This is a genomic window from Desemzia sp. FAM 23990 (genome assembly GCF_045528485.1).
GTDB lineage: Bacteria > Bacillota > Bacilli > Lactobacillales > Carnobacteriaceae > Desemzia.
The window spans coordinates 58505-65143 of the sequence record NZ_JBGQQW010000018.1 but is presented as its reverse complement, the minus strand read 5'-3'; the positions used below and the strand labels follow the sequence as shown (position 1 = coordinate 65143).

The following is a 6639-nucleotide window of genomic DNA, read 5'->3' as shown; positions in this document are numbered from 1 at the left end:
CCATAAGTTGGGTCCTTTTTATTGGTCTTGGATAAGTCATCCAAGTTCAGTATAAAGGACTTTTTTGCATATTGGAATAGGATACATAACATTGTGAAACATATTATGTTTCATGCAACACTAGTGATTTCTTATCTTCATTCATCGTTAGTAGTATCCTTTTCATGATTTTATTTTATCATTTTGGGACATTTTATGTTTCGACCTACTTAGGACATTATCACGTTCGAACGATACTGCTTATAAAAAAAATAGCACTCTGTTGACCGAAGTGCTAAAAAAGGTTATAATATTGTTGTAGCAAGAAAGAGACTTGCTGCAAGAATCAGTACAATAAAAGAAAGAAGGATGCTTTATGAATAGTTTATTTCCATTTAGACGTGATTTCATGAATGTAGACAGAAACTTTTTCGGAGATTCTTTTGATCACCTGTTTTCTAATACAGCCAACTTTGATGTAGATATTAAAGAATCTGATACAGGATATATCTTAGAAGCGGATATGCCAGGATTGGCAAAAGAAGACATCCAATTAGATTACCACAATAATGTATTGTCCATTAATGCTCACCAAGAAGAAGGCAAAGACGAGACGGATGAGAAAGGGAACTACATTCATAGAGAACGTTCGGTTCGTTCTTACAGTCGTCAGTTTATTTTAAAAGACGTTGAAGAAAATGCAATTACGGCTAAATTTGATAACGGCGTACTGACTGTTCATTTGCCTAAAAAAGAAGTTATGGACTCACCCAAAAATAGAATTGAAATACAATAAAAACAGAAGAAAAGGACTGTCATTAATTGGCAGTCCTTTCTGCTGTTTTTATTTATCTTGGTAAACAGAAGGTTCTTCTGCTTCGTCCAAATCTTCGACGACATCTGTATCCACAAGTGGTTTGACGATTTCTTTGTTTTTGCGTTCCTTTTTGTGGAAGTGTAAAACTTCCAATAAGGGAACTAAAATGGCTGCGATAAATCCACCAGAGAAACCATTGTTGTACAAGTTCATACCAGCATGCAAATAAGTGATGTTTGCAGCCATGGCCATGTGCAGACCACCTGCTATAAAACCTGCAACAGCCCCATAGTGCCCACTTATAGGAGCCAATGTAGTTCCAAAAAGAGCGGTCAATAGAAAAGTAGTAGAAGATAGTTCAACAGAAGTAAATAAACTGATCACAACAATCCCAACTAAAATAGGCAAGACATTTTTGATGTGTTTTCCAAAAGCTCCAAATCCGACAACGGTAAAAATACCACCAAGTACAGGTCCATTCAATTCTCCTCCAACCAGAAGAGAAAGAGTAGTAGTAATCAGCCCTAGTAAAGACATATTGATAAGAGTCAATCCAAAACCATGCTTTTCTAAAAAATCTCCCCCACCAATGCCATCCTCATCTAAGAAGTCATTGTATCCATGAAAATTCCCACCGTTAAAATACAGTCCGACAGCAAACATAAAGGAAAATAGAGTGTACATAAAAATAGAAAAAGCTACATTATTTCCGCTGGAAAGCAGATTCACTACATCGACTTCAAAACCATAAGCTCTCAACATAGCGATAAAGGCCATACCAATAATTCCGGCGGTAAATCCGATGTTGTATAGGCTGAACCCTTTATGGAAGCTGGCAAAATGACGAGACAACGGAGGAAGCACGAAGCCGACAATTATCCCTGAGAGAGACCCTAATAAGATACCTAATGGAAGAGGCAAGCCAACATTAAAAGAAACCTCACTTACTAAAGGGGCCAGTGCTGTCCCGAATAAAGCAGATAATAAATAATTTTTAAATGGAGTACGAGTAGCTTTTGCATAAAGCAGTACGCCTAAAATGATGGGGATAGAATTATACAAGTTTTTTCCGAATAAGGAGAATCCTACGACTGTAAAAACAGCGGCAAGTAACGGACCGGAGAGGGTTACTTTATTTTTTCGAATAATCAACAGGCTTTTCAAAGTCATTAGTGAAGCATTCACTAACGCAGCTCCTGGATTAGCCAATGCAAAATAATCCGTTATTAAGTTAGCGGGAGAAAATAAAATTTTTATACTGCCATTCCAAATTTCACTTGGTGTGTTTAACAAAAAAGCAAAACTAAATAAGGAAGCAGCAAAAATGAAGATAAAGAGATATTTTTGACGTTCAGTTACCAAAGTCTGTTCTTGATTTTGTTTAGGATAAAGAATATTTTTCATCTAGTTCAACACACTTTCATAGAGGATTTTCTAGATAGAATGGAATTTTTCTTTGTTTATCATCCAAGTGGCCTAGTAAAGTAGGCACTTGCTTTTTTAAAATAATAACATGATTCGTTTTCAACAGCAATAAAAAAATACCGAGAAAAAGTGCCGGTTTTATTGAAACACCAATGAAAACAGACAATAAAAGGAATCGTTTTCCTTTTTAAAAAATTGAACAAAATAAAAAAAGAGCAATCTTTGGTTAGATTGCTCCGTTAGTTATCAATTAAAAGGCAAAGTGGTCTGATTCTAAACGACTACAACGATTTTCTTTTAAATGCCTTGTTCTACATTTTGTAACAGTTTTGTTGTGTGTGCTTTCTTTTCTCCGGCAATCGTAGTGCGTTTGAATGAGTAGTAAGAAATGACTAGTGGAATCAATGCACCTATCCAAGCCAAAGGATTAGCAATAGTTACGCCAAGGTAGCCTAGTGGTGTTACGAGAGCTAGTGCTACAATAACACGAGAAAGTAATTCCATTACGCCTGCTACAGTTGGTGCAGTACTTTTACCTAAACCTTGAAGTGTATTTCTATAGATAAATAATAAAGCTAACACAAAATAGAAAGTCGAATTTGTAACGAAATAAGTTTGTACCATTCCTAAAATTTCGGGATCTGTTTCGCCAATGTACATTTTTGCCATACGGCTGCCGAATACAATCAGTAAAGTTGCAGCTACAAAGCTGTATACAACAACGATACGAGTGATTTTCTGAACGCCATCCCAAATACGGTCGTGTTTACCGGCACCGAAGTTTTGAGCTGTATAGGTTGCCATTGTTGTTCCAAAAGATACTAACGGCATGGTCGCGATACCGTTGATTTTTTCAGCTGCTGTAGTGGAGGCAACAGCAGTAGCGCCTAAACTGTTCAATGTAATTTGAATGGCAATAGCCCCGATTGAAATAATAGAAGCTTGGAATCCCATAGGCAAGCCGATGTTTAAGTGAGTTGTGATTTCTTCTTTGCTTACTTTCCAGTCCGTTTTACGAATCCGTAAGACAGGAACTCTTTTCCAAATATAAACTAAACAAAGAATACTAGAAACAACTTGAGAAATGACAGTTGCATATCCAGCGCCTTCTACGCCAGTGCCAAAGCCTAAAATAAAGACATAGTCCAACACGATATTTAATACAGAAGCGATAGCTAAAAATAACAAAGGTGTACGGCTGTCTCCGATAGCGCGTAAAACATTTGATAACAAATTAAAAAATACAGTAGCACTAATTCCAGCAAAAATAACGATTAGATAAGTATAAGCGTCTTCCATTAAAGCAGCCGGGGTGTTCATGAAATCTAAAATTTGTCTAGTAAATAAAGTAGCTAAAATAGTTAAAACAACAGCAGTTACAGCACTGATGATCACACTGGCTGCTAAGTTTTTACGAATCCCTTTAATATCTTCTTTTCCAAAACGTTGAGCAGTAATCACTGAAAGACCTACAGTTAAACCCGTTGCCAGCCCGATAATCAGATTGCTGATACTTCCTGTAGAACCAACGGCTGCAAATGCATTTACACCAATCGTTCTGCTGATAATGAATGTATCAGCCATGCTGTAAAATTGTTGGAAAATATTTCCTAATAACATTGGTAGAGTGAATAGGATAATCAATTTGATTGGATTTCCTTTAGTCATGTTTTGTCCCATTATAAAAATGCCTCCTGAATTTTTTTGTCTGACAAATCTGTCATGAATAAGTGCGTTTGTTTTTTTGAATACTTTTGCAAGTATAGATTCATTTTCAGAAAATACAACCCTTATTTTCATTTTTTATTGTGACAGTTTTGTCAACAAAAAAAAGGCAGAAAAACCATTTCGTTTTCATTGGTTTAACGGCAATCAGCTGTTGATACATATAGTTTTCCAACTTCACAAAGTGTTCATTTTCATAAAATATAAAATCAGAACGAAAAAATAAAGAGTACAGATTTTTTTTATTTTTAATTGTACATACACGCAACATGCCGTACTGTTAAATAAACAAATAAAGGAATTTATTTTTCAATAGAATAAGCAAAATTTTAAAACAAAGGAAGAGAAGTATGAGACTGGATAAGTTATTGGGTGAAGTTGGATTTGGCTCGCGAAGAACAGTTAAACGCTTAATTAAAAGTAAACAAGTGGTCGTTAATGGTGAAGTTGTGATGGAAGACAACACCAATGTTGATCCGCAAATCCAAAAAATAGTCGTATCAGGGAAAAAAGTTGACTATCAGCCGCATGCCTATTATATGATGAATAAGCCTGGTGGAGTAGTTAGTGCAGTAGCAGACGAAGAGAATAAAACAGTCATCGATTTAATCAAAGAATATGATCGCTTACCGGGGTTGTATCCTGTGGGAAGATTGGATAAAGACACAGAAGGTTTATTGTTGATCACCAATAATGGAAACTTAGGCTATCAATTGTTACTGCCTCACAAACATGTTGCAAAAAAATATGAAGTAATCGTCAACGAACGAGTGACTAGTGCAGATCAAGAAGCATTTGCCAAAGGAATCGTATTTCATGGGGGAATCCAGTGCGAACCAGCGAAGCTGACCATTTTAGAAGCGAGTGAAACAGAAAGCAAGGTACTTGTAGAAATTAACGAAGGTAAGTTTCATCAAGTGAAGAAAATGTTTCTAGCTTGCGGGAAAAAAGTGACTTCTTTAAAACGGTTGTCAATGGGACCAATTGAACTCGATGAAAAACTTCCGGCAGGAGCCTATCGCCCTCTTTCAATCGAAGAATTAAATCAATTAATCCCTTATTTTTAACTTTTAATCTCTAAAAAGAACCGACCTGGAATAATCGTTACTCATCAAGGCAGTTTTCTCCTTGATGTTCCAACACCATTTTTCATCAAGGTAACTTTCTCTTTGATGTTCCAACACCATTTTTCATCAAGGCAACTTTCTCTTTGATGTTCCAACACCATTTTTCATCAAGGTAACTTTCTCCTTGATGTTCCAACACCGTTCTTCATCAAGGTAACTTTCCCTTTGATGTTCCAACACCATTCTTCATCAAGGCAGTTTTCTCCTTGATGTTCCAACACTGTTTTTCATCAAGGCAGTTTTCTCCTTGATGTTCAAACACTATTCTCCATCATTATGGTTTACTTCTAGGTACTCTACGCACCAAATGGATGAATAAACACGAGTTTTGAGTATCAACTCATAAAACTATGAATTATTCAGATCATTGATTGGATAGTGTATTAAATCTCACTCGAAGAAAAATCGTTTCTTTTTGGACATTAAGAAAGGGCTGTGCTTTTATTAAAATTAGACAATACAGAACGTTATCTTTGATTTGAAAGTTGATTCTCACTATTCTTAAAAGTAGAAGAGCAATAGGAAGGGAGTTTTAAGATATGGGAAAATTAACAGGAAAAGTAGCTTTTGTTACTGGCGGAACATCTGGAATAGGGGAATTTACAGCTAAAGCATTTGCGGAACAGGGTGCAAAAGTAATTGTAGCAGGTAGAGATGAGGAAGATGGAACGCGTATTGTAAAAGAAATGGAAGAAAAAGGCGGACAAGGTCTATTTGTCACATTAGACATTACTGAAAAAGAAGACATCAAACAAAGTGTTGAAAAGACGTTAGATGCATTTGGAACGATTGATGTTTTAGTGAATAGCGCCGGAATTCATGATTCGTATGATACGGTATTGGATACAGATGAAGAAAGTTACGATAAATTGATGGACATTAACGTAAAAGGTCCTTTTTTGATGACCAAAGAGATTTTGCCTATTTTGTTGGAAAAAGGGAAAGGAACAATTATCAATGTTGGTTCTCAAGCCACTTTTGTAGCCGGCCCAGGAGGTTCAGCTTATGTAACGTCTAAACATGCTATCGAAGGTTTTACGAAACAGTTGGCCTATGATTTTGGTAAAAAAGGCATTAAAGCGAATTTAATTGCTCCAGGATTTATTGAAACGCCCATGACAGAAGGCATTGAAGACGATCGCTTAAAAGATATCCCAGCACAACGAGCAGGAAGGCCAGAAGAAGTAGCTGCATTAGCAGTCTTTCTAGCCTCTGACGAGTCAGATTACATTCAAGGCACCTCCATCAAAATAGACGGAGGATGGACAATAGGAAGATAGAGCATGGAGCAAAACGTTTAGACTTCCGTGAGGTTCACTTTTCTCTTTTAGTTGGGCGATCTTTCCCACCAAAAAGAGAAAATGAAACTACAGGAAGTCTGTTTTGCGCAACGCGTCTAAAATAGAGCGTGGAGTAAGGCGCTTAGCTCACCGAATATAAGAAAATCACTAACAGTTAGGTGGTTTTTCCTAACAGTTAGTGATTAGCTTATAGGCGTGTGAGCTGCCTTGCGCAACGCGTCTAGAAAGCACAAACCTAAAGGAGCCGGAAAATATTCCGGCTCCT

5 protein-coding genes are annotated in these 6639 nt (G+C 36.6%); 3 read left to right on the top strand and 2 right to left on the bottom strand.

The genetic code is table 11. The features are described 5' to 3' along the window. Positions 1-355: 355 nt before the first annotated feature. A complete protein-coding gene (locus ACEN4I_RS08435; RefSeq protein WP_407095840.1) occupies positions 356-775 on the top strand; it encodes an Hsp20/alpha crystallin family protein in 420 nt (139 codons plus the stop codon). A 48-nt stretch (positions 776-823) separates the two neighbouring features. On the opposite strand, the gene ACEN4I_RS08430 is transcribed toward ACEN4I_RS08435, so the two are convergent. Both ACEN4I_RS08430 and ACEN4I_RS08425 read right to left on the bottom strand, forming a co-directional pair. Beyond that, positions 824-2200, bottom strand: a complete 1377-nt coding sequence (locus ACEN4I_RS08430) for a DUF1576 domain-containing protein (RefSeq protein ID WP_407102711.1) — start codon at positions 2198-2200, stop codon at positions 824-826. A 318-nt stretch (positions 2201-2518) separates the two neighbouring features. Next, positions 2519-3901 (bottom strand): MATE family efflux transporter, encoded by a 1383-nt coding sequence (locus ACEN4I_RS08425; RefSeq protein WP_407102712.1) that lies wholly within the window; start codon positions 3899-3901, stop codon positions 2519-2521. Between the two features lie 395 nt (positions 3902-4296). Between ACEN4I_RS08425 and ACEN4I_RS08420 the strand changes: the two genes are divergently transcribed. Both ACEN4I_RS08420 and ACEN4I_RS08415 read left to right on the top strand, forming a co-directional pair. After that, a complete protein-coding gene (locus tag ACEN4I_RS08420) occupies positions 4297-5013 on the top strand; it encodes a pseudouridine synthase (RefSeq protein WP_407095843.1) in 717 nt (238 codons plus the stop codon). 599 nt (positions 5014-5612) lie between these two features. Continuing rightward, positions 5613-6353: an SDR family NAD(P)-dependent oxidoreductase gene (locus tag ACEN4I_RS08415; protein ID WP_407095844.1), complete on the top strand. Its 741-nt coding sequence runs from the start codon at positions 5613-5615 to the stop codon at positions 6351-6353. Positions 6354-6639 lie beyond the last annotated feature (286 nt).

Excerpts from the sequence above, each read along its gene's own strand:
- ACEN4I_RS08435 (WP_407095840.1), top strand. The coding sequence starts at position 356 with ATGAATAGTTTATTTCCATTTAGACGTGATTTCATGAATGTAGACAGA.
- ACEN4I_RS08430 (WP_407102711.1), bottom strand. The coding sequence starts at position 2,200 with ATGAAAAATATTCTTTATCCTAAACAAAATCAAGAACAGACTTTGGTA.
- ACEN4I_RS08425 (WP_407102712.1), bottom strand. The coding sequence starts at position 3,901 with ATGGGACAAAACATGACTAAAGGAAATCCAATCAAATTGATTATCCTA.
- ACEN4I_RS08420 (WP_407095843.1), top strand. The coding sequence starts at position 4,297 with ATGAGACTGGATAAGTTATTGGGTGAAGTTGGATTTGGCTCGCGAAGA.
- ACEN4I_RS08415 (WP_407095844.1), top strand. The coding sequence starts at position 5,613 with ATGGGAAAATTAACAGGAAAAGTAGCTTTTGTTACTGGCGGAACATCT.